Source organism: Hamadaea sp. (genome assembly GCF_013362815.1).
Taxonomy (GTDB): Bacteria; Actinomycetota; Actinomycetes; order Mycobacteriales; family Micromonosporaceae; genus Hamadaea.
This window is the reverse complement of the sequence record NZ_JABFVK010000006.1, coordinates 117,996-138,201: the sequence shown is the minus strand read 5'-3', so window position 1 is coordinate 138,201 and position 20,206 is coordinate 117,996. Positions and strand designations below refer to the sequence as shown.

The window sequence follows — 20,206 nt, the reverse complement described above, 5'->3', positions numbered from 1 at the left end:
TCGAACTTGGCAAAGTTTGGCGATCGGCTGATCGCACTCGATGCAACCGGCTCTGACCTGGGAATCTGCACTCTCGGCGGCCCGCGAGTAGTCGTCCGATTACGTGCCGCAGTTCGCCCAGCTCAGCCGCAGGCGAGTGCGCCCCGCCTTACATCGGGGCCGGATCGAGGTCGCATTCCACCCGGTTGCCCCGGGCCAGCCGGGCGACGTACTCGTGCTCGCCGAGCAGCTTCGTCCAGCCGCCGATCATGTTCTCGCGCAGCCGTTCGTCGCCAGATCCGACGGCGAGCAGGTCGAGGGTCAGGTTCGTGCCGGCCGCCAGGGTGTCCGGGTGGTCAGGCCCCAGCACACGCTCGGCGGTGGCGTACGCCGTCCGGGAGGCGGCGACCGCGCCCGCCCGGTCACCGGTCAGCGCCAGATCCGTGGCGCGGTTGACCGCCGCCACGATGGTGTGCGGGTGATCGGCGCCCAGCGCCCGCCTGAGCTGCTCGGCGGCGCGCTGCCCGAGCTGCCGGGCGGTCGGCCACTGGCCCCGGGCCCGGTGGACTGCGGCCAGGTTCACCCGCGCCGCCACCGCGAGCGGGTGACGGCTGGGCAGCCGCCGCTCGTACGCCGCGATCGCGTCGGTGATCAACGCCTCGGCTTGACTGGTACGCCCCGCGTCGCGAAGCGCGTTGGCGTAACTGAGAGTCACCGCGAGCACTTGAGGCGCCGCCTGGTCGAGGAGTTCCCGGCAGCGCAGGTGCAGCGTCGCCAGTTCGTCGACGGCGCCGGGACGGCCGAGCCGGCGGCGCGCGACGGCCGCGGTACGCCCAGCGGCCAGCACTCCGGGGTCGTGGTCGCCGATCAGCCGCGCGCCCATGGGGGCGTACTGGTCGAGGAGGTCGAGTGCCCGTTGATAGTGCCCCAGCCCGGACAGGTCGTCGGCGAGCGCGAAGGCGGCCCGGACCGCCTCGACGGTGTCACCGCCTGCGATGAGCCGGTCGAAGTCGTGCTGATCGAGTTCGGCCGCCTCGGCGTACTGCCCGGCGTGCCGCAGCCCGGCGGCGAGCTGACGGCGGCAGTCCACCGTGCGGGGATGGGCCGATCCCAGGGCGGCCGCCGACCGGTCGTACGCCTCCTGCTGGGCGTCCACCGCCCGGGTGTACGAGCCCATCATGAGCAGGTCGAGCGCCGCACCGGTCTCGGCGGCCAGGGTCAGCTCGTGCTCCGGCCCGTACGCCGGGCTCGTCTGCAGCTGCCGCTTCGCCGCCGCCGCCAGCGACCGGGCCTCGGCGTACGCACCCAGCCCGCGTAAGGCGGCGGCCAGCTCGATGCGTGCCCGCAGGACGAGTTCGTGATCGGGGCCGAGCGAGCCGGGACGCTGCCACTCCTCGACGGCCGACCGGGCGAGCTCGGCCGCGCCGGTCAGGTTCCCGTCGAGTGCCCGGAACTGGATCTGGTCGACGATGAGCCGCTGGGCCGCCGGATTGGCCGACTCGACCAGGCGGGCCGGTTGCAGGTGGGCGTCGATGTCGCGATAGCCCTGGGCGAGCGTCGAACCCGGCGGCCCCAGCCCGGATCGGGCGAGGAGGTCGTGCACGTGCTGGCGGGCGACCTCGGCGTCCTCGGCCGGGATGATCTCGACGAGCGCCTGGCGGGCCAGCGAGGTCATCTCGACGTGGTGACCGCCCAGCCGGACGAACCCGAAGTTGGCCAGCTTGAGCAGGGTCCGGCGCAGCTCGATGGGGTTCTCGAGGATCTCGCCGACCCGGCCGCGCACGGTTCCCTCGCGTTGCAGCAGCGCCATCGGCACCGGGGCGGCCCCGAACCAGCCGAACAGGTCGAGGATGCTGCGATGGTCGTCGGTCAGGCTTTCCCGGGCCGCCCGGACCGTGCCGACCAGCGGACTCGATGGGGCATGCGAGTTCCGCAGCGTCTCGAGGTCGACGTTCGCCGCCATGGCCAGCGCGAGCGGCAGCCGGCTCGCCAGCTCGACGATCTCGGTGAGGATGGCGTCGCTGCTGCCGGGCAGCAGGCGGTCGAGGAACTCGGTGGCCTCGTCCGGCCCGAAGTCGAGCACCTCGACCTCGATCACGGACGGGTCGTACGCGAGATCGCGATCGGTCGTGGTGACCAGCACGTGCCCGCCGCCGTTGGGGATCAGGCCGCGTACCTGCCGATCCTCCACGCCGTCGAAGATCAGCAGATACGGCAGGTTCGGCGAGCTCAGGTACGCCTTCAGCGCGGCCAGCGACCGATCGCCGTCACCGAGGCCGAGTTCGGTGGCGAGCTCGGCGAGATCGGTACGCGCTTGTTCGACGCTGGTGCCGCGGACCCACCAGATGACGGGATAGTCATCGGGAAACCGGTACGCGTACTCGGCCGCCAGTTGGGTCTTGCCGGTCCCGTTCACCCCGTGCAGCACGACGGTCGCCGTCGGGTGCTGCTCGAACGCGTTGCGCAGCCGGATCTGGGTGGCCCGCCGCCCGGTGAACCAAGCGTTGCGTTCGGGCAGGCGGCGAACCGGCCGGGAGCCGTTCTCCGCACCCGGCGGTGGCGGCACTCCGCGGCCGGACCGCAGGTTCGGATAGTCCTCGCGGGCGAGCGTCCACAGTGTGTGGAAGTCGGCCAGGAGTTCCGCCTCGGCCTGCGGCGGGCGAGTCCGGCTGTTCAGCTCGACGATGATCGACTGATACTTCAGCCAGGGCAGGAGATAGGAACCCCGGAGCGCGGCCCGATAGGTCTCGTGCGACACCGACTCCAGCGTGCGGTTCTTGAAGATCGCCTGGCTGACCGAACGGGCCGACGGGCCGCCGGCGAGCAGGTAGAGATCGTGCAACCTGTCAACCAGGTCGCGAAACGGTCCCGGCGGAACCGCGTCGTCACCGGGTCTGCCAATCTGCACGGTGTGGGCTCGCTTCTCGAACCTCGCCGTCGTCACCCTGCGACGACGAGCCCTCCGGGATGGACGATGGCGTGGACGATGGGTGGACGATGGGGTGCATCCGAGGCGAGCATATCGACGCCGTGCACTCCCGCGCCATCGACACGCGCCCCCGAATGCACGCGCCCGGAGAAGAAGATGCGCGCCCGCGGAACTTGCCGGTAGCGGATAGATTAGCCGCTATGGCGCGCGTAGTGGTGGTGCACGGAATCAACAACACGTACGCGAGCCGGCCGCAGATGGCCGAGCGTTGGATTCCCGCCTTGCGCGGCGGCCTGGACAACGCCGTCCTGGAAGGACTGACGACGCCGGTCGAGGTCGCCGACGCCGACGTCGAATGCGTCTTCTACGGTGATCTCTTCCGCCCGGCCGGGCGACGTCTCAGCGGTGACGTCCCGCCGTTCACCGCCGACGACGTGGCCGAGGGCCCGGAACTCGATCTACTGCTCGCCTGGTGGGCTGCGGCTGCGGCGAGCGATCCGGGCGTGCCGTCACCCGATGGGCGTACGCTCGGCCCCGGGGCCACCGCCCGGGCGGCGGTGCTGGCGCTGGCCGGATCGCGCTTCCTGGCCCGGATCTCCGAACGGCTGCTGATCTTCTGGCTCAAGCAGGTCACGGCGTACTTCACCGATCCGGCGATCCGGGCGGGTGTGCAGGACCGGTTCGCCGCCGCGATCTCCGGCGACACCCAGGTCGTCGTCGCTCACTCGCTCGGCTCCGTCGTCGCGTACGAGGCGTTGTGCGCGCATCCCGAATGGCCGGTCACCGACCTCGTGACGCTGGGCTCGCCGCTCGGCGTACCGCATCTCGTGCTGCACCGGCTGGTGCCACCGACGGGTGAGTGGCCGAACGTCACCCGATGGGTGAACGTCACCGACTCGGGGGACTTCGTGGCGCTACGGCCCAAGCTGCGGGACGTCTACGGCGAACGGGTCGCCGACATCGAGATCTCCAACGGGATGAGCGCCCACGAGGTGGAGCGTTATCTGTCGGCCGCGCCGACCGGGGCCGCCGTCGCCGAGGCGCTCCTGAATGGACAGAGCTAGCGTGGCGAGGAGGTTCTTCGTCGGCGCGGCGACCATCGACTACGACCCGTCGACGGGCCTGCCCGCGCTGCCGGAGCTGACCGGCGAACTCGACCGGGCCGTGAAGCTGTTCGCCGAGCTGGGCTACGAGCAGGTCCCCGGCTTCGGCCTGAACCTGACCTCGGCCGAGTTCACGAACCGGTTGCGCGGCTTCTTCCTCGACCCGGTACGCCGTCCCGACGACGTGATCGTCGTCTACTACACCGGGCACGGTGAGGTCGCCGGATCGGCGCGGGATCTGCTGCTGCCGATGGCCGACGCGACCGACGACCGGTCGTTCACCTTCCTGCGGGCCGGCGACCTCACCGGGCGGCTGCTGGACAGCGACGAGCCCGGTCAGATGGTCAGCCGCCAACTGCTGTTCATTCTGGACACCTGTTACGCCGGTGCGGGCGGCGGATCGCTGGCGGCGGGGGCGATCGGATTCGTCAACCGCTTGCGGCGTACGGTCGGCGGCCCGGCGGTCGCCGTCATCGTGGGCGCTCGGGACTATCAGCAGGCCGGAGTGGGCACGTTCACCCAGGCGCTCGCCCGGGCAGTGCGGCAACGCGCGCTGGCCGGGCACGAAGTCCGCTACATCCCGCTCGATCCACTGGTGACGCAGATCAACATCGAGATGGCGGCGAGCGGCGGTGCGGTCACGGATCAGGCCGCGCGGCTGCTGTTCGTCGGCGAACGGGCGGCGGAGTTCTTCCCCAACCGCCATTTCGACGAGTGGTACTCCACTTTGGACGTGCGTACCCGGGAACTCCGGATCCAGCGCGACGCCCGAGCTCGCGATCGCGAAGCCGCCGGGCTGGCCGCCCAAGGTCTGGCGGACTTCGTCGAACGCGACGACCTGTGGCTGTTCACCGGACGGCACGCGGCGTTGCGGCAGGCCACCGCATGGCTCTCCGGCGCGGGCGCACCCGCCATGGTGATCACCGGCGATCCGGGTTCCGGCAAGTCGGCGCTGCTCGCCCGGCTCGACATGCTCGCCGATCCGGCCCGCAGCGCCCGGGTTCCCAACATCCACTCGCTACCGCCGGACACCGTTCCATCGCCCGGTTCCATCGCCCGGTTCGTCCACGCCCGCGGGCTCACCCCGCTCGGCCTGCTGGCGGCGCTCGCCGAGGCGTGCGGCGTGGACGACGTGGCCGCGGTAGACACACCCGGCCGCCTGGTCACGTATCTGCGCGACCGCCAGGACCCGGTCACCGTCGTCATCGACGGGCTCGACGAGGCCGCGGGCGAGCCGGGTGATCCGCATGCCGCCGGTCTCGCGCTGGTCGAGTCCGTCCTGGCCCCGCTGGTCAAGGCCGCGACGCGAACCCCGCTGCGGCTGCTCATCGGCACGCGCAGCCATCTCATCGAGGCCCTCGGGGCGCCGCTCGACGTGGTCCATCTCGATCGGCGGTACGCAGATCGCCCGAGCCTGCGCCGGTACGTGCGGTCGTGCCTGACCGAGCTGGTCGAGTCCTCGCCGTACCGGGCATTGCGAACGGAATATCTCGACGCCGTCGTGGACGCCGTCGCCGAAGCGGCGGGCGACTCCTTCCTCGTCGCGTTGATCACTGCGCGCAGCCTGGCGTTGCGCGACGATCCGGTCGCCGACCCGTACGACGCGGGGTGGCGGGCGTCGCTGCCCCGGGAGGCCGCCGAAGCCATGCGGCAGGATCTCGACGTACGCCTGGGTTCGGCCGCCGACCGGGCCCGGGACTTGTTGCTGCCGCTCGCGTACGCCCAGGCCACCGGGCTGCCGTGGGAAGACCTCTGGCCGACGCTGGTGACCCGGCTGACCGGACGCCGCTGCGGCAACCGGGATCTGGACTGGCTGATCGAGCAGGCCGGCTACTACGTCATCGAGACGCGGCTGAACCGGGGATCGGCGTACCGGCTGTATCATGCGGCGCTCGGCGCCCATCTGCGGACCGGCCGGGACGCGCGGTCCGATCACGGCACGATCGTGGACGTCCTGCTGGACCGGGTGCCCCGGCTGCCGGACGGCACCCGCGACTGGGCCCGGGCGCATCCCTACACGGCGGTCGCCGTCGCCGGGCACGCCGCCCCGGCCGGTCGGCTCGACGGGCTGCTCGCCGAGCCGCGCCTGCTGACCGAGACACCGGCCGCTCCGCTGCTGGCCGTCCTGTCCGAGGTACGCACACCGCGCGCCCGGGCCACTGCGGACGCGTACCGGCGGGCGGTCGGGCGGATGCAGGCTCATCCGGGTGAGAAGGCGGCGTACCTCCAGCTCGCGGCCCGCAGCGCGCGGGCGCCGCACCTCGCCGACGAGATCTCGGCCGGTGGGCTGACGTTGCCGTGGGCGACGCACTGGGCCTCCCTTCGGCAGCACCCTCCACATCAGACACTGACGTGGCATCGCGACTGGGTGCGCGCGGTGGCGATCGGCGAAGTGACCGGGCGTTCGGTGGTCGCCTCGGCCAGCGCCGACCGCACGGTACGCCTCTGGGACGTCACGACGGGGCGGCCGTTCGGCGCACCGCTGGCCGAGCACACCGACTGGGTGACGACGGTGGCGTTCGGGCAGGCCGACGACCGGGCGATCGTGATCTCGGGCGGCAGCGACGGCACCGTACGCCGCTGGGACGCGGTCACCGGCCGCCCGCTGCCCGGTCCGCGCGGGCGCAGCCATCCCGGCGAGGTGCGCTCGGTGGCGTTCAGCCGTCTCGGCGACCGCCCGATCGTGGTCTCCGGCGGCGACGACGAGGTGGTCCGCGTCTGGGACGCGGCTACCGGCCGGCCTGTCGGACCCCCGTTGATCGGGCTCTTCTCCGGGACATGGTGCGTCGCGGTCGGGCGCGTACGGGACACGGTCGTGGTGGCGGCCGGGGGAGCCGACGGCACGGTGCTGCTCTGGGACGCCCGTTCCGGCGAGGTGCTCGGCGAGCCGCTCCAGCACGACGGCAAGATCCGATCTGTCGCGTTCGGACGGTTCGACGACGAGACGGCGGTGATCTGCGGCGGCGACGACCATCGAGTCCACATTCGCTCCGTGGAGACTGGTTTCCCCCTGGCCACCCCGTACGCGGGCCATTCGGCCGCGGTGACGTCGGTCGCGTACGGATTGTGGGGCACTCAGCCGATCGTCGTGTCGGGCAGCAACGATCAGACCGTCCAGCTGTGGGACCCCGCGACCGGGGAGGTCATCGGCGCGCCGTTCACCGGGCACACCGGCTGGGTCCTCTCGGTGGCCTGCCGCACCCGCGAAGGCCGCCTGCTGATCGCGTCCGGCGGAGCGGACGAGACGGTACGCCTGTGGGACTCCGCCTCCGGTGAGCCGATCGGAGAGCCGTTCACCGGCCACACGGCGGCGGTGACGGCGGTCGCGACCGGGGAGGCCGACGGCGAGACCATCGTGATCTCGGGCTCGGCCGATCACACCGTACGCCGCTGGGACGCCGCCTCCGGCCAGCCGCTCGGCCCGGCGCTGACCGGCCACTCCGCCGCCGTAATGGCGGTCGGGTCCGGTGAAGTCGACGGCCGGCCGGTTGTCGCCTCGGCCGCCGCCGATCACACCGTCCGGCTCTGGGATGCCGCGACCGGGGAGTCCGTCGGCGAACCAGTGGATGCCGGTACGCCGCTGCGCACTGTCGCGATAGGACCGGCCGGAGAGCGTACCGTGATCGTCGCCGGGGGAGCGGACGGGGCATTGCGGATCTGGGACGCGGCCACGAGGCGGCCGGTGCATCCGCCGCTGACCGGCCACGACGCGCCGGTGACCGCCGCCGCACTCGGCGAGGCCGACGGGCTGCCCGTCCTCGTCTCCGGCAGCGAGGATCACACCGTACGCCTCTGGAGCCCCACGACCGGAGAGCCCGTCACCGAGCCGCTGACCGGGCACACCGATGTCGTCACGAGCGTGGCGATCGCAGCCGTGGAGGGGCAGCCGATCGTCGCCTCCGGCGCGCTCGACCACACCATACGCCGCTGGGACGGCGAGACCGGGGAACCGCTGGAGGATCCCGGAACCGATCCGGTGACCGATCGGGCTCCCGTCCACGCCGTCGCCGTCGGCCGCCTGGGCCGGGATCCGGTGATCGCCAGCGGCGGCCGGGACGCGTACGTGCGGATCACCGACGCCGACAGCGGCGAGCGAGTCGGCGAACTGTACGCCGGATCGGGCGGTGTCCGGGCGATCGCGTTCGCGACCGGCCAGCCGCTGCTGGTCGCCGGGGGAGCCGACCACGTGCTGCGGGCCTGGGACGCCGCGACGGGGCAGGTGGTCGCCGCGCCCTTCGACGGGCACCGGGGACCGGTGACGACCGTCGCGCTGGGGCGGCTCGCCGGTTCGCTCGTCGTCGTCTCCGGCAGCACCGATCACACCGTACGCCGCTGGGACGCCGGGACCGGCCGCCCGCTCGGGACGCCCCTGACCGGTCACGCGGACGGCGTACGGGCGGTCGCGTTCGGACAGTGGAGTGGCCGGGCGGTGATCGCCTCAGCCGGCGACGATCGCACCGTACGCCTCTGGGACGCGGCTTCCGGCGTACCGGTCGGTGGGCCGTTCACCGGCCATCGGGGGGTGGTCAACGCGGTGGCCTTCGGCCAGGTCGCCGGGCGGCCGGTGGTGATCTCCGGGGACAACGAGCACGCCGTACGCATCTGGGACGCGGAAGAGCAGGACCTGGTGTGCCCGCCGATCGCCGCGCACTCCGGATACGTCAGCGCGGTCGCCTTCGCCCGGCTCGGCGGGCGTCCCGTCGTAGTGACCGGCGGACACGACCAGGTGGTGCGGATCTGGGACGCGGAGTCCGGCGAACCGGTCGGAGCCCCGCTGACCGGGCATACCGACGACGTGAACGCGGTCTCCTGTGCGGAGTTGAGCGATCGGCTCGTGATCGCGTCGGCGAGCAATGACGGCACCGTACGCGCCTGGGACGCCGCCACCGGCGAACCGGCCGGTCCACCTTCGACGGTCCACGACGGATGGGTTCATGCGGTGGCGCTCGGCTGGCTGGGCGACCGGCCCATCGTCGTCAGCGGCGGCACCGATCAGACGTTGTGCGTACGCTCGCTGGCCGGAGCAGATCTGGCCCGGGTGCGGCTGGCGGCGACGGTCAACGCGGTCGCCGTACGCGACGCCGGGCATCTGATCGTCGGCACCGATCTCGGCTTGCTGAGCCTGCGGCTGCCGGGCTGAGAGTTCTTGTCAGATCGGCGGAGATCCGCTACTGTCGATGCTTCCGGGTACTCCTACACGCTTCTCACTGTGTGAGGTGTTCCCGTGAGCGCATTCCGCGCGTCATTCCGTGCATCGTTCCGGCGTACCTGCCTGATCCTCATCCTGGCTTTGTCGGCGAGCGGCTTGGCCGTGCCACCGGCCGGCTCGTCGGCTCAGGCGCTCGCGTCGATCGACGATCCGATCGACCCGCAGCTCTGGCAGGACCAGCAGAACATGACCTGGGCCGATTACCACGCCGTGCCCGGTGCCACCTGGGCCGACCCCGCCAAGGTGCCCACCCAGCGCCGCCTGAAGATCGCCCTCGTCGCGGTGGACTTCGCCGATCAGCCCTTCGTCATGACCCAGGCGCTCCACAGTGACCCGTTCGGCAATCCGCAGATCACCCCGGTCGCCCGCACGGACGTCGCCCGGTTCTACGCCGACTTCTGGGGCAAGCCCAGCACGCTTAACCACGGGCACACCGTCAACGAGTACTGGATGGAGCAGACCAACGGGCGCATCGGCGTGACCTTCACTCCGTTCGGGCCTTATCGGATGCCGCGCAAGCTGTTCGAGTACGGCCTCAACGACATCGGCGGCCAGCAGGCCGACTGCCCGGCCGGCTACACCTGCAACGGCTCGCTGGAGCCGGACGCGGACGCGCTGTGGCGCGCGGCGGCCGGCAGCACGATCGCCTCGCAGTTCGACCTGGTGCTGCGCGTGTACGCCGGGTACGACGAGACCTCGGTGTGGCAGGAATTCGGCGAGATGATGTTCCAGACGCGCGACGACGTGCCCGACTCGTGGGGGCCGCCGGATTCCAGCCTGCCCAACTGGGCCCCGACCCGGTACGTGCCGTGGACGTCGTGGCGGGCCGGATCGATGCTCTGGGGCAGCTCGAGTATGCGGCAGGGGGAGAGCTCGGGGACGATCACGCACGAGATCGTGCACACCTTCGGCATCGCCGACAACAACAACAATCCCTATGTCACGCCGTATCGCCGGGTCGGCTCCGGCCCCTGGGACGTCATGGATCGCGGCTCGTTCAACGGGCCGGGCGGTCCGCACATGCGCTGGGTCGTGCCCGCGACGATGGGCGCCGCCGTGCCGGCGGGCCAGACCCTGCGCAGCAAGATGAAGCTGGGCTTCATCTCGGACGCCCAAGTGCTTCGTCTCTCGGGTGATGCGCTCGCGTCCACCGGCATGGTCGTGGCCACGATCAAGGCGCGCTCGGCCATCCCCGGCGCGAGCGACCTCCAGGGTCTGCGCGTCGAGCTGAGTCAGGACCGAACGCCGGCCTGCAGCACCACGACCGATCCGCTCTGCGCCGGCACACCGGTCTACAACTTCTACTCGCTGGAGACGGTCCAACGCATCGGAGCCGACTCGTTCACCCCCGACAACGGCGTACTGCTGGCCAAGAACAAGAACGCCGAGACGAGCAGCTGCGGATATCTCTGCTTCACCTGGGTGATCGACGCCAATCCGCAGGACATCGCGAAGGTGGACTTCAACCGCCCCGACGGTACGCCGGTGATGCGGACGATCGCCGACTACCGGCAGCTCAACGACGCCCTGTTCCACGCCGGTACGCGCTCCGGCAGCCAGTACGAGTTCATCGACACCGCGAACCGGCTGCACTTCTACGTCATCGGCCGCAGCGTGGACGCCAACGGCGTACTCGCCTATCGGGTGGCGGTCAAGTCGCTCGACGGCAGCGGCCCGCAGCCGCGCGGCGTCGCCCTCGGCAGCGGGCAGGCGAACGGTCCGGCGACGGCGGGTGCCACCTGCACCTTCTCGCTGACCAACACCGGGACCTCCGCCGGCACCGGGTCGGGCCATCCGGAGGACGTCCGGGCCTGGCTCAACGCCGACGTCTACCGGCTCTCGGCGACGGTTTCCGGGTCGGGCTACCGGGTGGTGCTGCCCAATGCCCTGGCGAGCACCTGGTTCGGCTACACGACGAGCGTGACGGTCAACGTCGGCGCGACGGCGTCGGCTGCCGCCACCGGAACGGTGACGCTCAAGGCCACCTCCGAGAGCGATCCATCCAAAGTGGCCACCGCTACGTGCGCAGTGACGCGCTGATCGCAGTCTCCCCTTCCCCCGAAAGGTACGACCATGCCCCTCACCCTGCCCGGCCGCGCCCTGGCCTGGTCCACCGCCCTGCTGACGACGATCGCGCTGACGATCCCCGGCATGACCGCCACCGCCGGCGCCAGCGCCGACACCGCTGTCACCGGTGGGACGGTCCCGGGTCTCACCGGAGCCGCCGCAGTCGCCGCTGCCGGTCCGGCCGCCGATCGTTTCCGCGAACTACGACAGTCGAGTACGCGCAAAGCCGCCGTCCTCGCCCAGCTGCATACGTCGTGGGGAGTGAACTTCCCCAATGGACAGAGCGCCGGAATGCGCGCGACACAGAGCGTTGTCACCGGCACCGGCACCACGACAAGCGGCGGAGATTACGTGTACGCACCGACGGCCATCCCGGCCGGGGGCGCCTGCATCGAGATGACCACTGCGTACACCCCGTCCGGGCCGAAGTTGTGGGCCTGGGACTGGTGCGGCGGCCGGGACACCGTCGGCAAACTCACCAATATGGACAGTGCGTTCCTCGCGGCGTACACCACCACGGTCAACGGGCGTCCGGCGTACCGGACGGACATCCACAAGACGTCGACCACCGCGAACACCTGGACGGCGTACCTCTACAACTATCAGACCAACGTCTGGGACTCGTATTTCACCAGCACCGGCACCTACGACCTGCCGCAGTTCCCGTTCGGCTGGGACATGTTCGAGGTCTACACCTCGATCAACCCGGCGACCGGCGTCGGCTATTACTGCACCGGTCTCGCCGGCCGGGCCTTCGAGAGCAGCTCGATCCAGGTCCTGGTGAACGGCGTCTGGACCGCCGCCAACACCACCAACGCGCCTACCGACGGAGCGGTGCCCTCCGGCAGCGCCTTCGACTGCCCGGCGCTCACCTTCTCGGTCGTGCATCCCAACGACAACTGGCTGGACCAGATCGGCGCGCCGCCGTCGGGCAACTCGGCCGAGGCTGAGGCGTCGACGAACACGCTGGCCGGGCAGGCCGCCGTCCGCAGTTCTTCGGGCGCCTCGGGTGGCGCACTGGTCGGCTACGTCGGCAACGGCACCGCCAATTACCTGCAGTTCAACGGCATCACCAGTACGGCCGGAGCGCATTCGGTGCGGGTGTACTACGCCTCGGGCGCGACCCGGTCGATGACCATCAGCGTAAACGGCGGCACGGCGATTTCGGTCAGTACGCCGAGCACCGGCGGGTGGGACACGGTCGGCTCGGTCGTCGTCACACTGAACCTGGTCGCGGTCTCGAACACCATCCGCTTCGGCAACCCGACCGGGTGGGCGCCGGACTTCGACCGCATCGTGATCAGCTGACCCGTCGAGAGCGGTGGCGTCCCGGCGACGCCACCCTCTTTCAGTCGGCCGCGCGGCGGCGACGCCGGGCCGGGAGCAGATCGCCGATCCGGTCGGCTCCGGCGTACTCGCTGATGTCGATGACGCAGCCGTGCCGGGTGTTGCCCAGCAACAGCTCGTCGCCCCGCTCGATCAGGATGGCGTCGGCCACCGGGAACGAATGCACGCCGCCGTCGGCCGCCACCACGTGGCAGCCGTCGGGTGCGAGGACGAGACGCTCGTCGGCGCCATTCCGCCAGCGCCGCCACCGCGACGGCCGCAGCACGTCGCCCGATGGCACGACCGCCGAGCGCGGGCACCGGATCTCGGTCAGGCCGTCGAGCTCGGCGGTGACTCCCGTGGGCACGACAATCGTCGCCGACCGCAGCCAGCCCACCGCCGCCGTCGCGACGGCAGCCGGGGACAATTCGGCGGCTTCCCGGAGCTGGTCGCTCGTCGGCTCGTCGGACACACCGAGCAGCGCCGCCTTGGCCGACCGCTCCAAGTCGTCGTAGTTCCGCCCGTCGGCGATCGGACGCAGGTCCTCGACGGTCAGGTCGCCACGGGCCAACCGGCGCAACTCCCGCCACAACGCCGCCGCGGCATACGCCGGATCGGCTTTGCGGCGTCCCTTGACCGCGTGCAGGCTGAGTCCGATCTCCACCCGGCTTGCGTCCACGGGGGAATACCAGCAGCTCTGCCAATAGTCCAAGCCGTGTGCCTGCAACGCGGAGGACACGCGAGAGTCCAATAAGGACACTACCGCGAGCGCTTCCGGTCCCGGGGCGGCCGACAGCGCCATGCCCGGCGCGACCGCCTGATCGGCGTACCAGCTGGGTGTAGTGACGATCGGGAGAGACGACGCAGTGGCGGTCCGCGGACCGGCGGGCAGTGGGAGCCGCAACCCTTCGGGCGGCGGGCCGCTCAGCGCGAGGACCGCGTTGCCCGCCGCGAAACCGCGCGCCACATGGGCGCGGATCTCGTCCTTCGTGAATTCCTGGTACGCCACGGGCGCCCACCGGGCCAAGCCGAGCCCGGCCGGGCCGAGCCGGTGTGCGAGCAGCGACCCCCACGGGTCGCGAGTGGAGTCCTCGATGTCGAGGTCGAGGAACCGGTCGCCCGGGTCGGCCGACGCCGCGACCTCGGCAAGCGTGTCGAACGGCGGTGCGGCCAAGGCTGCGCAGATCGCAGCCAGGCGTTGCACGACCGACTCCGGCGGCCCGGCCGTCGAGAAGTGACTGTCGACCATGGACGTCATCGAGTCGACCGGTACGCCGACCGTGTCCCGAACCAGCAGCTGGACCAGGTGGGTCAGGCCGATCCGGTCGACATCCTCGTCGCGCAGACCGCACCCGAAGGTCAGGGTCGCCGACAGCTGGCCGGCGGCCGGGTGCCAGACCACGGTGACCCCGTCGATCTCGTCCCGTTGCATGCGCAGAGGGTAGGCCGACCGGTCAAGGCCTATCCTGCTGGGATGACGACGGCCTTGCACCTCACCCGGGACCTGCCCGCTTCAGACGAGCGGCTCTGGGCGGCGTTCACCACCGCCGAACTGGCCCGATGGTACTGGCCGGAACGGCTGGCGGCGGCGGCCACCCTCGACGTACGCCCCGGCGGCGAGTACGCCGTCCGATCGCAGTCGACCGAGCTCGGCTTCTCCGGCCGCTACCTCAGCGTGGACGAGCCGCACGGGCTGTCGTTCACCTGGCGCTGGGACGGCGAGTACGCCGAGAGCACAGTGTCCATTGTGTTCAGCGACGGACGCCTCGACCTGCGGCACGAGGGGCTGGCCGACGAGGAGACCCGGGTCTCACACATCGAGGGCTGGGTCTCCTGCCTCGACCGGCTCGCCCTCCATCTCGCTGTTTAGCGAGTTAGCGGGAGTGTGACACCCACCGAGCGGGTGCGGTGATCGCGGTGACCATCGCGCGCAGCAGGAAGTCGATCCAGTCGAGGGTCGGCATGCTGAGCTGTTCGCCGTTGACCTGTCGCGCGGCTCGCGCCTGGCGATCGGCCCGGATGAATTCCGCGTAACTCGGTGTGCTCGCCATCGCGGCACCCCCCTTATCCGGACGTAAACCCCGATATCCCAGTTCTACCCCTCGGTGGGCTGGTCTACCACGATTTGCCGCACCTCGTGTCGGGCCCGGTCGCGTTGGTCGGGGCTTGATCATCGCAGAATGCCGGATAACGCGGCTTTGATCGCTCGCTTAACCGCGTTCTCCCGGGATAACGCGCAGCCCGACCCAGTCCGGCGCGGCCCAGCGAAGCGAGCGGGACGGGTCAGGACCGCCCGAGCAGTACGCCGATCGCGTGATGGTCGTGGTAGTCGTGGGTCTCGACGAGCTTGCCCTCGCGCGAGCGGAACAGCTGGATGTTGTTGATCTCCTGAGTCTGCCCGGTCGCCGTGTTCGTCCCGTGGTATCGGTACTCGACGATGATCGTCTCGGGGTCGGCCGTCTCGTGGACGACGGCGTCGCGTACCTCGAAGCGGATCGGCCCTTGGCTCATCGCGGTCAGCCGCTCGGCCAGCGCCTGGCGGCCCGAGATGCGAAACGGCTCGGGCGTCGCGAAGGCCATCTCGACGACGGCGTCGTCGGCGTAAAGGTCGGGCAGGTCGGCCCAGCGGTGCTCGTTGATGATGCGGACGCGCTCGTCCCAGAGTTCCCGGGGTGTCATGGCAGGGTCCTTTCGCCGTACACTATCGGAGTGATCACTCCGGTTCCCGACTATACGGAGTCGCGACTCCGTTTGTCCAGAGCCACCGCGACAGGCAGAGCGACCGAGACGGCGGGGAGGGCGCTTCGATGACGGGTACGCCGCTGCGCGCCGACGCACGCCGCAATCGCGAACGGCTGCTCGCCGCGGCCGAACAGGTCTTCACCGAACAAGGCGTGACGGCCTCGACCGAAGACGTGGCCCGGGCGGCCGGGGTCGGCGTCGGCACCGTCTTCCGCCACTTCCCGACCAAGGAACAGCTGATCGAGGCGGTCTACCAGGCCCGGCTCAGCCGCCTGGCGGATCTCGCCGATCGGCTGGCCGCCAGCGCCGACCCGGGCGCGGCGTTCGCGGAGTTCTTCACGACCACTGTGGAGGGTGCGGCGACGAAGAACGCCTTGGCGGAAGCGCTTTCCCGAGCCGGGGTGGCCACGAGCACCGCCGAGGTGGGGCAGTGGCTCCGCCGGGCGCTGGGCGTACTGCTGACGCGGGCGCAGGAGACGGGCGCGGTGCGCCCCGACGTGACCCTGCCCGACTTGATGGGACTGCTCATCGGCACCTCCCGCGCGGTCGAGCACCTCAGCGACGACCCCGGAGCGCGTACGCGGGTCGTCCGAGTGGTCCTCGACGGCCTCCGCGTGCCGGGCTAGCTCCCGCCAAACGCCGGACCGGGGCGTTTGAGGCCGGTTACGGTGGGGTAGCCGACGCAGGTTGCCCGCGAACATTTCCCGGGCAACTCGGGGGAGATCGCTGTGACCACCGGCCACTGGGGGCCGTCGTCTCCCGGGCAACTCGGGGGAGATCGCTGTGACCACCGGCCACTGGGGGCCGTCGTCTGGGGGGAGATCGCTGTGACCACCGGCTACTGGGGGCCGTCCGGCTCCGACCCGTTCGAGGACTTCGTCAACCGGTTCTTCGGTTCGACGCCGGCCGGGGGTCCACGCCGCATCGACCTCGGTCGCCTGATGAGCCAGGACGCCCGGGAGCTGGTCGAGCAGGCGGCGGTCAAGGCGGCCGATCTCGGCAGCGCCGACCTGGACACCGAGCACCTGCTCTGGGCGGTCACCCAACGCCCCCCGCTGCGCCGGCTGTTGTCGGGCGCGGGCGTCGATCCGGACGCCATCGCCGAGGAGATCACCAGCAAGGGCAAGCGTGGCGACTCGGAGCAGGTGATGCCCGCGCTGACCCCGGCGGCCAAGCGCGTCCTGCTCCAGGCGCACCAGATCTCCCGCGCGATCGGCGCGTCCTACCTTGGGCCGGAGCACATCCTGCTGGCCTTGACGTTCAACAAGGAGGCCGAGGCGGGACGTCTGCTCGCCGCGCGCGGCGTCACCGTCGAGAAGCTGCAGCAGGCGGCGGTGGAACGGACGGCCAGTGCGCAGCAGCAGACCAGTTCGCCGACGCCGACCGTCGACAAGTACGGCCGGGATCTGACCGCCGCTGCTCAGGCGGGCGAGATCGATCCCGTCGTCGGGCGGGCCAACGAGATAGAGCAGTGCGTCGAGATCCTCTCCCGGCGTACGAAGAACAACCCCGTGCTGATCGGTGAGGCCGGGGTGGGCAAGACCGCGATCGTCGAGGGGCTCGCGCAACGCATCGCCGACGGCGACGTTCCGCGTACCCTGCGGGGCAAGCGAGTGGTCCAGCTCGATCTCACCGGTTTGGTCGCCGGTACGCGATATCGCGGCGACTTCGAGGAGCGCCTGAAGAACCTCATCGACGAGGTACGCGCACACTCCGACGAGCTGATCATCTTCATCGACGAAGTGCACACCGTCGTCGGCGCCGGACAGGGCGAGGGCTCGGCCGACGCCGCGAACATGCTCAAACCGGCGTTGGCCCGGGGTGAGCTGCACGTCGTCGGGGCGACCACGCTCGACGAATACCGCAAGTACATCGAGAAGGATCCGGCGCTCGAACGGCGCTTCCAGCCGATCCTCGTCCCCGAGCCGACGGTGGAGGACACCATCGAGATCCTCCGCGGGCTGCGGGACCGCTACGAGGCGCACCACGGCGTACGGTTCACCGACGACGCGCTCATCGCGGCCGCCGAGCTGTCGGATCGTTACCTCGCCGACCGGTTCCTCCCGGACAAGGCGATCGACCTCATCGACCAGGCAGGCGCGCGCGTACAACTGAGAAGTCACGGCGGGACCGCCGACGTGCGTGACCTTGAGACGCGCCTCGAGCAGCTGGGCCGGGACAAGGACCAGGCGGTGGCGGGTGAGCAGTTCGAGCGGGCGAGCGAGCTGCGCGACGAGATCGCGGCCATCCGTGAGGAGATCGCCCAGGCCTCGACCGATCGCACCCGGGTCCCCGAGGTACGCCCGGAGGACATCGCCGAGATCGTCGCGCGAGCCACCGGAATCCCCGCGCGGCAGTTGACCGAGGAGGAGAAGCACCGGCTGTCGCACCTGGAGGAGCGGCTGCACGAGCGGCTCATCGGCCAGGACGAGGCGGTACGCGCGGTGGCGCAGGCGATCCGGCGCTCCCGGACCGGCCTGGGCGACCCGAACCGCCCGATCGGCAGCTTCCTGTTCCTCGGCCCGACCGGCGTCGGCAAGACCGAGCTGGCCCGCGCGCTGGCCGAGGCGATGTTCGGCAGCCAGGACCGGATGATCCGGCTCGACATGAGCGAGTACCAGGAGCGGCACACGGTCAGCCGGCTGGTCGGCGCGCCGCCCGGATACGTGGGCTATGACGAGGCGGGGCAGCTCACCGAGGCCGTCCGGCGGCGGCCCTACTCCGTCGTGCTGCTGGACGAGATCGAGAAGGCCCACCCGGACGTGTTCAACCTGCTGCTGCAGGTGCTCGACGACGGACGGCTGACCGACTCGCAGGGGCGTACGGTCAGCTTCAAGAACACCGTCCTCATCATGACCAGCAATCTGGGCTCGGAGTTCATCACCGCCGAAGGCCCCGGGTTGGGCTTCTCCGCCTCCGCTTCTTCGTCCGCCGACGGTGCGGCGGCGCGTACCGACGAGCGGATCCGAGACCAGGTCCTGCGGCGGCTGCGCGACCAGCTACGCCCGGAGTTCCTCAACCGGATCGACGAGATCGTCATCTTCCACCGGCTCGACGAGACCGAGCTGGAGCAGATCACCGACCTGATGCTGGAGCAGACCCGGCGCAAGATGCGAGCCCAGGACGTCACGGTCGAGTTCACCGCCGACGCGATCAAGTGGCTGGTCGAGCACGGTTTCGAGCCGGCGTACGGGGCTCGGCCGATGCGGCGCACGATCCAGCGCGAGGTGGACAACCGGCTGTCGGAGATGCTCCTGGACGGGCGGATCGGCCCCGGTTCCCGGGTCGTCGTGGACGCCCGGGACGGCGAACTGGCCGTCGAGTCACCGGCCGTTCCCGCGCACACCTGAGGACTGGCATACCGACCGGTCGGAATTGACACCGGACCGGCGGCTGCGCTCTGATGTGCGCATGGTCCGCGAACGCATTCTCGCCTGCGCGGTGGAGTTGTTCGCGGCGAACGGGTACGACGCCACCTCGGTGCAACAGGTCGTGACCCGGGCCGGAGTGACCAAAGGCGCGCTCTACCACTACTTCGCCGCCAAGGAAGACCTGCTTTTCGAGATCTACCACTCGCTGCTCACCGACCAGCTCGCCCGGCTGGACGCCATCGTCGCCCGGGGAGCCGATCCGGCCACGACGCTCCGGGAGATCATCCGGTCGCTGGCCGAGACGACCTCGGAGAACTCCCGCGCTGTGGCGGTCTTCTCGCGGGAGGCCTCCCGCCTCGACGAGGAACGCTGGCAGACCCTCCGGGCCGAGTGGCGGCGCTATCAGGACACCGTTCGCGGGATCATCCGGGACGCGCAGGAGGCCGGCGTCTTCGCGGCGTACGCGTCACCGGAGGTGATCTCCTGGGCGATCTTCGGGGTGAACACCTCGATGCCGACCTGGTTCCGCCCGGACGGGCCGAAGAAGGCCGTCGAGATCGCCGACGAGCTGGCCGACTTCGTGCTGGCCGGACTGCGCCCCTGAATTCCTGTCTCCCGGAGGGGCTGGCCAGCGGTGATTCGCGGGCACCGCAAGGCGATCGGCGGCAAGATATAGTGCCCCGATGCGACGCTGGCTCGTGTGGTCCCTGGTGGCGGTGGTAGTGCTGGTGGGCGCGGTGATCGGCGGCGTCGCCGTCTATCGCAAGGTGACCTATGGCGACCGCTTCGACGCAAGCCGGCCGACGCTGACCGTCTCCGAAGGGTCGAGGTTCACCCTGGTCGTCCGCGATCGGGGCGCGTCGGTGGGCGATTACTGGACCGCCGAGGTCAACGATCCGGCGATCGCCGAGCAGGTCGGCTCGACGCTGATCGCCGACAGCCTGTCCGACCGCGTCTTCGGCCCGGCCGACGGCGGCGGGAAGGGGCAGCGGTTGATCACCTTCGAGGCGAAGGCGACCGGAACCACCACCATCACGCTCAAGAACTGCTTCCAGGGCTGCGACACCGACCGGAGACGGGCGGCGTCGTCGACGGTCAGCTGGTCGGTGACCGTCGAGCGCTGAGAATCACCGCGACCGCGTCAAGCCACTTCGCCGTCGCGTCGCCGCCTTCGAACGCGTCGGCCCAGCGTACGTCGGCCGCAGCCGCCAGCCAGGACTTCGCGAGCTCGGCCTGCTCCGGCTCCGGCAGCGGCTCGGGCAGCGTACGGGCGTAGTCGAGACCGCCGCGCCGGACGATCTCGGCCAAGTACGTGATCGACCGGGGCAGCACACCCAACCGGTCGGCGGCCAGCGCCGCCGCGATCGCGCCCTCGGCGTACAACTTGGGATCCTGTGGCAGGCCGGAGCGCAGCAGGGCGGGCACGTCGAGGCTGGAGAGCTCGGCGTCGGTGCGGGTTTCGTGGCCGCGGGGCATGGGT

14 protein-coding genes are annotated in these 20,206 nt (G+C 70.8%); 9 read left to right on the top strand and 5 right to left on the bottom strand.

Going from position 1 to position 20,206, the window contains the following annotated elements; genetic code table 11:
• Positions 1-148: 148 nt before the first annotated feature.
• A complete protein-coding gene (gene fxsT / locus HOV77_RS03135) occupies positions 149-2,887 on the bottom strand; it encodes an FxSxx-COOH system tetratricopeptide repeat protein (RefSeq protein WP_290857252.1) in 2,739 nt (912 codons plus the stop codon).
• A gap of 221 nt (positions 2,888-3,108) precedes the next feature.
• Here fxsT and HOV77_RS03130 point away from each other — a divergent pair, with 221 nt between their 5' ends.
• The 4 genes from HOV77_RS03130 (at position 3,109) to HOV77_RS03115 (ending at position 12,595) form a co-directional block, all read left to right on the top strand.
• On the top strand, positions 3,109-3,972 hold the full coding sequence (locus HOV77_RS03130) for a hypothetical protein (protein WP_290857246.1): 864 nt from the start codon (positions 3,109-3,111) through the stop codon (positions 3,970-3,972).
• 1 nt (position 3,973) lies between these two features.
• Positions 3,974-9,151, top strand: a complete 5,178-nt coding sequence (locus HOV77_RS03125) for an NACHT domain-containing protein (protein ID WP_290857244.1) — start codon at positions 3,974-3,976, stop codon at positions 9,149-9,151.
• A gap of 84 nt (positions 9,152-9,235) precedes the next feature.
• Entirely contained in the window at positions 9,236-11,260 is a 2,025-nt protein-coding gene (locus tag HOV77_RS03120; protein ID WP_290857241.1) for a peptidase M6, read from the top strand.
• Positions 11,261-11,293: 33 nt separating this feature from the next.
• The gene (locus HOV77_RS03115) at positions 11,294-12,595 is read left to right on the top strand and encodes a hypothetical protein (protein ID WP_290857239.1); all 1,302 of its coding nucleotides are present in this window, start codon (positions 11,294-11,296) and stop codon (positions 12,593-12,595) included.
• A gap of 40 nt (positions 12,596-12,635) precedes the next feature.
• On the opposite strand, the gene HOV77_RS03110 is transcribed toward HOV77_RS03115, so the two are convergent.
• On the bottom strand, positions 12,636-14,045 hold the full coding sequence (locus HOV77_RS03110) for a hypothetical protein (protein ID WP_290857237.1): 1,410 nt from the start codon (positions 14,043-14,045) through the stop codon (positions 12,636-12,638).
• A 42-nt stretch (positions 14,046-14,087) separates the two neighbouring features.
• Between HOV77_RS03110 and HOV77_RS03105 the strand changes: the two genes are divergently transcribed.
• Positions 14,088-14,483 carry an SRPBCC family protein gene (locus tag HOV77_RS03105; protein ID WP_290857235.1) on the top strand — a complete coding sequence of 132 codons (396 nt, stop codon included), beginning with the start codon at positions 14,088-14,090 and terminating at the stop codon, positions 14,481-14,483.
• 4 nt (positions 14,484-14,487) lie between these two features.
• Here the strand turns inward: HOV77_RS03105 and HOV77_RS03100 are convergent, their stop codons facing one another.
• A complete protein-coding gene (locus HOV77_RS03100) occupies positions 14,488-14,664 on the bottom strand; it encodes a hypothetical protein (protein ID WP_290857233.1) in 177 nt (58 codons plus the stop codon).
• A gap of 232 nt (positions 14,665-14,896) precedes the next feature.
• Positions 14,897-15,292, bottom strand: coding sequence for a nuclear transport factor 2 family protein (locus HOV77_RS03095; protein WP_290857231.1), 396 nt, complete (start codon positions 15,290-15,292; stop codon positions 14,897-14,899).
• A 128-nt stretch (positions 15,293-15,420) separates the two neighbouring features.
• On the opposite strand from HOV77_RS03095, the gene HOV77_RS03090 reads away from it, so the two are divergent.
• From HOV77_RS03090 to HOV77_RS03075, 4 genes are all read left to right on the top strand, one after another.
• Complete coding sequence (locus HOV77_RS03090; protein ID WP_290857229.1) at positions 15,421-15,981, top strand: TetR/AcrR family transcriptional regulator; 561 nt, start codon at positions 15,421-15,423, stop codon at positions 15,979-15,981.
• Positions 15,982-16,182: 201 nt separating this feature from the next.
• Positions 16,183-18,705 carry an ATP-dependent Clp protease ATP-binding subunit gene (locus HOV77_RS03085; protein WP_290857227.1) on the top strand — a complete coding sequence of 841 codons (2,523 nt, stop codon included), beginning with the start codon at positions 16,183-16,185 and terminating at the stop codon, positions 18,703-18,705.
• A gap of 61 nt (positions 18,706-18,766) precedes the next feature.
• Positions 18,767-19,330 carry a TetR/AcrR family transcriptional regulator gene (locus HOV77_RS03080; protein WP_290857225.1) on the top strand — a complete coding sequence of 188 codons (564 nt, stop codon included), beginning with the start codon at positions 18,767-18,769 and terminating at the stop codon, positions 19,328-19,330.
• Positions 19,331-19,409: 79 nt separating this feature from the next.
• Positions 19,410-19,850: a protease inhibitor I42 family protein gene (locus tag HOV77_RS03075; protein ID WP_290857222.1), complete on the top strand. Its 441-nt coding sequence runs from the start codon at positions 19,410-19,412 to the stop codon at positions 19,848-19,850.
• On the opposite strand, the gene HOV77_RS03070 is transcribed toward HOV77_RS03075, so the two are convergent.
• Positions 19,822-20,202 (bottom strand): hypothetical protein, encoded by a 381-nt coding sequence (locus HOV77_RS03070; RefSeq protein ID WP_290857220.1) that lies wholly within the window; start codon positions 20,200-20,202, stop codon positions 19,822-19,824. The two genes, HOV77_RS03075 and HOV77_RS03070, sit on opposite strands and share 29 nt — an antisense overlap.
• Between the last annotated feature and the right edge of the window lie 4 nt (positions 20,203-20,206).

What these genes read in the sequence shown, in the direction of transcription:
- HOV77_RS03130 (WP_290857246.1), top strand. Translation starts at nt 3,109, where the DNA reads ATGGCGCGCGTAGTGGTGGTGCACGGAATCAACAACACGTACGCGAGC.
- HOV77_RS03075 (WP_290857222.1), top strand. Translation starts at nt 19,410, where the DNA reads ATGCGACGCTGGCTCGTGTGGTCCCTGGTGGCGGTGGTAGTGCTGGTG.
- HOV77_RS03105 (WP_290857235.1), top strand. Translation starts at nt 14,088, where the DNA reads ATGACGACGGCCTTGCACCTCACCCGGGACCTGCCCGCTTCAGACGAG.
- HOV77_RS03080 (WP_290857225.1), top strand. Translation starts at nt 18,767, where the DNA reads ATGGTCCGCGAACGCATTCTCGCCTGCGCGGTGGAGTTGTTCGCGGCG.
- HOV77_RS03115 (WP_290857239.1), top strand. Translation starts at nt 11,294, where the DNA reads ATGCCCCTCACCCTGCCCGGCCGCGCCCTGGCCTGGTCCACCGCCCTG.
- HOV77_RS03070 (WP_290857220.1), bottom strand. Translation starts at nt 20,202, where the DNA reads ATGCCCCGCGGCCACGAAACCCGCACCGACGCCGAGCTCTCCAGCCTC.
- HOV77_RS03110 (WP_290857237.1), bottom strand. Translation starts at nt 14,045, where the DNA reads ATGCAACGGGACGAGATCGACGGGGTCACCGTGGTCTGGCACCCGGCC.
- HOV77_RS03095 (WP_290857231.1), bottom strand. Translation starts at nt 15,292, where the DNA reads ATGACACCCCGGGAACTCTGGGACGAGCGCGTCCGCATCATCAACGAG.
- HOV77_RS03090 (WP_290857229.1), top strand. Translation starts at nt 15,421, where the DNA reads ATGACGGGTACGCCGCTGCGCGCCGACGCACGCCGCAATCGCGAACGG.
- HOV77_RS03100 (WP_290857233.1), bottom strand. Translation starts at nt 14,664, where the DNA reads ATGGCGAGCACACCGAGTTACGCGGAATTCATCCGGGCCGATCGCCAG.